Here is a 3,671-nt window from a genome sequence, read left to right on the forward strand (position 1 = left end):
CAGGGACGTTTCATCTGTCATAAACGGACTGATGCGTGGTTGCCTGGCGGCAACTGAATTCCGATCAAGCGTTACGGCGCGCCGAAATGTCAAACATACCGGCGCCGGATGCGCTTTTCGCGGCCATGATCCGGGGTCTGACCGACGAGGGCGTTGCGATGTGCGCCACGAAGTTGCGCCTTACGCCAGAGGCCGTCGTCAAGGTTTCGGATGTCAGGCGCGTCAAACGGCGGCGGTCAAGCCGCCAATGTTCCTTTTCCCATGCCACCGCCTCATCCGGGGGGAAAAGCCTGCTTTTGCAGCAGGCGTTGCGCCCGGTCAAGAATGCCGCCCTGATTCCCCTTCAGGCCAAATAAATAATCCCAACCAAGTTCCTGCGTCACAACCCGCGCGCTCTCCTGTTGGCAGTGCATCGCATCGGCCGTGACCACGGCATGATCAATCCTCGGCAGATCGTTAAGCAGCTTCGGAAAGGCCGGAATCTCGTTGCTCTTATCCTCAAGCGGCAGCTGGGCCAGCGTCAGCCGCAGACGATGCGTCACACAAGACAGCAATTGCAACGGTTTACCGTCGGTTCGCCCGCTGCCGCGCAAGGTCTTACCGTCAATCGCCAGACAGGTTAATACAAACCGCTGCCGATGTCGCAGGCCGTGCCCTATGCGTCCGTTGCGCAGTTTGCCAAAACGATCATACAGCGATTCGAGTTCAGGCGCCCGCAAGGAGCATGGCCCGCTGATGCGTTCTTCATGCTCTGCCAATTCTGCCGGCCAGCGCCCACGCCGTAACAACGCCCGCGCCCCGGGCTGTAGCTCCTTCAAATACAACTGCTTCGGCGCCCCATGCTCGTGGTAAAAATCACGACTTGAGCGTTTGAACCCGACCGTCAATCCCACCGCCTCAAAACCGCATGCCCGGTAACAGACACCGCGATAGCGCGTCTCGTCTACAAATGTCTCAACCGCCAACACCGGTTGTCCCCAGCGCGCTTCCCAGTCCCGCGATAATCTCCGCAGACATAATCCCAGAGCACGCGAAGCCAGATTCGGCAAGCGCTCCCGTTCCGGCAAAACAAGATAGCGGCTGTTGTTGACGACAAAACCAAGCCGCCGCGAACGCTGCCGCGGCGTCCAACCAATCCACTTCTCGCGCGCTTTCAAATGCAACGCCGCCGCGCTGAAACAAATCAGCGCAACCCATTCTCCGTCAAGTTCTGCCACGTATCGCAACGTGCGTCCCACCATGCGCGCACTACATAGATAGTGCTTTTGCTCAAGTAATCCGTCAAACCGCGCACGTTCGTCTTCCCCTAAAAGTCGCACGGCTACGCGTTTCAATATTTCCGGCTCCTGGACTATCGTGTGTTTTTTCATGCTACCGTGGTAGCAGAAAAAGAAAATCCTGTTCAGTTATTTCGCGAACAATCATTGCCTATCCTTTTTTATCCCATCCCAGCTGAAATATCCCCGACGAATCGTTTGCGTTGATCATTGACCGGATTGATGGGCCAGGATGTATTTTTTTACCGTTCGCCGGTCGAGCCGCGTTCGCCGAGCCACTTCTTCATATGTTCCCTCCCGCTGGTACAGCAGGTTGCAATAAGCGGATAACAGCGCCTCGGCATCCAGCAGGCCCGCCTCGATTCCAGCCAACAGGCGCGCCTGGGCGTCCGGTTTTGCCATGGCAATCCGGTCCCCCTCGTACTGCTTTGTCAGCATGATCCGCCGCACGGCCTGCTCAAGTTCCCGGACGTTTCCGGGCCAGGGGTATTTATCACCAAGTCCTTTGACAAAAACATCCCGGATTTCCGCGACCAGATTTTCCGATTCCTGTCCGGTCAATCTTTGAATGACGTGATTCAGGAGTTCGTTTAATTCCCCGGGGTCCTCCTGCAATCTTTGCCGTAAAGAGGGTACGATAATTACATCCGAACAGAGACGGTAAAAAAAATCATCACGGAAATGTCCCTCGCGGCGAAGCTCATCCAATGGCCGGTTGGTGGCGGCAATCACCCTTCCACGGAAGCGAAGCTTTTCATGACTACCCACCGGCGAAAAAACGCGTTCCTGGAGAAGCTGGAGCAGTTTAATCTGGACCGGAACGGCCACATCGCCAATCTCATCGAGAAATGTAGCGCCATGCGGACTGCATCGGCCAAAAACACCATCATGGTTATCAATGGCGCCGGTGAAGGCGCCCTTGCGGTGCCCGAACAGTTCCGATTCAAGCAACATCGGCGAAAACTGTGAAAGGTTGATGGAGACAAAACTGCGCGTGAAACTTTCGGTAAAACATTCCTTGTTCATATCAAAGGGAATGTATCCTGAGCGGCCGATGGCGACGGCGGCCGCCCCTTTGCCGGTTCCCGTCTCGCCCAGCAGCAGCGTGGAAAAATCTTCCATGCGGTCCCATAGAAAGCCGCTGTACCAGCGGATATCGTAAGTAAAAACATTGTTCCAGAGTCGTTTCCGCAGGGTTTTCATGCAAGGACTTTTGCCCAGCAAGCCACGGTCAATGAAGTAGAATGCGCGCCGCAACTGGTAAAACACAGCAAAATAGTGACAAAAGGCATCCGTGGTAAATCCCCGTCTGGTCATCAGCGCGCGCATAGAAGAGGCAAACGGCACTTGCAACGGAACATCTCCTGCCTTGATCTGATCTAAGGTCAGTTTGTCAAACGCCTCGATGAACTGATGAAATGCGTCAAACAGGAATGCAACTTGCAGAATTTCGCGGTCTTCATCCGCAAACCGGCGCACATCGCCAAGCCCCGCCGCCTCCAATTTGGCCACCCGCGCCGCTACCGTCTCCATCATCATTTTCAAAACACGGTCATGGGATAACTTGCGGTCCGCACAGCCAATAATCTTCAAATCCATCTCTTTTCTTTCATCGCTGAATGGATTGCTGAACGCGGCGCCTGAGACCAGCCGGAAAAATGAGCGGTCTTCATCGGAAAGCTGTACGGTCTTTGCCATGCATTAAATGTATATGATATGGGCAGTAAATGTCAATTTAATATAATTATCTAAAAAGCTCAAATTACATTATTTGTTGTTATACAACAATATACAACATATGAACATTTGTTGGCATACATCATGCTATTAGTAAAGATATGAATAAAAATTATAAAAGGTTTCCATTATGAACAAACTATATTTCTACAGCAAAGTCATTTACCTGCTTTTGGCCCGAAAACTTGTTTCTTCCAACATTGTCCGGGAAGATTATGACCGGCTATGCGTTTCGTATGATCATTATTTTGCCGAACGTATGGCTAAACACGCCCGGCGGTTGGTAACCCAACTTGGATTGCGCCCTGGAAATCGCGTGTTGGATTTGGCCACCGGCACCGGCAACCTTGCATTAGCTCTGGCCGAAGCGGTGAGCAGCCAAGGCGAAGTAACCGGCGTGGATCAATCCGCCGGTATGCTGGCAAAGGCTGAGGGAAAGCGGATTCAAGCCGGTTACCGGCACTTGCGTTTTGTCCAGGGGGATATGCATAATTCCTTATTGTCATATCCCGATAATTCATTTGATGCCATCACCTGCGGATGGGCCATCGGTTACGGGAATCCTCCGTTGCTTGTTAAAACAATGCACCGCAAACTCAAGCCGGGCGGCAAACTTGGCTTGATTGAAAACGCGCGCGACACACTGGCGCCAATTCA

General features: G+C 53.1%; 3 protein-coding genes. 1 reads left to right on the top strand and 2 read right to left on the bottom strand.

The features are described from left to right. Positions 1 to 272: 272 nt before the first annotated feature. Both PHP98_11905 and PHP98_11910 read right to left on the bottom strand, forming a co-directional pair. Complete coding sequence (locus PHP98_11905) at positions 273 to 1,370, bottom strand: ISAs1 family transposase (protein MDD5484332.1); 1,098 nt, start codon at positions 1,368 to 1,370, stop codon at positions 273 to 275. A 114-nt stretch (positions 1,371 to 1,484) separates the two neighbouring features. Beyond that, complete coding sequence (locus tag PHP98_11910) at positions 1,485 to 2,975, bottom strand: sigma 54-interacting transcriptional regulator (protein MDD5484333.1); 1,491 nt, start codon at positions 2,973 to 2,975, stop codon at positions 1,485 to 1,487. Positions 2,976 to 3,144: 169 nt separating this feature from the next. Here PHP98_11910 and PHP98_11915 point away from each other — a divergent pair. Continuing rightward, a partial coding sequence (locus tag PHP98_11915; GenBank protein ID MDD5484334.1) for a methyltransferase domain-containing protein occupies positions 3,145 to 3,671 on the top strand: 527 nt, incomplete at its 3' end.

It is taken from the genome of Kiritimatiellia bacterium, assembly GCA_028715905.1.
Taxonomy (GTDB): domain Bacteria; phylum Verrucomicrobiota; class Kiritimatiellia; order JAAZAB01; family JAAZAB01; genus JAQUQV01.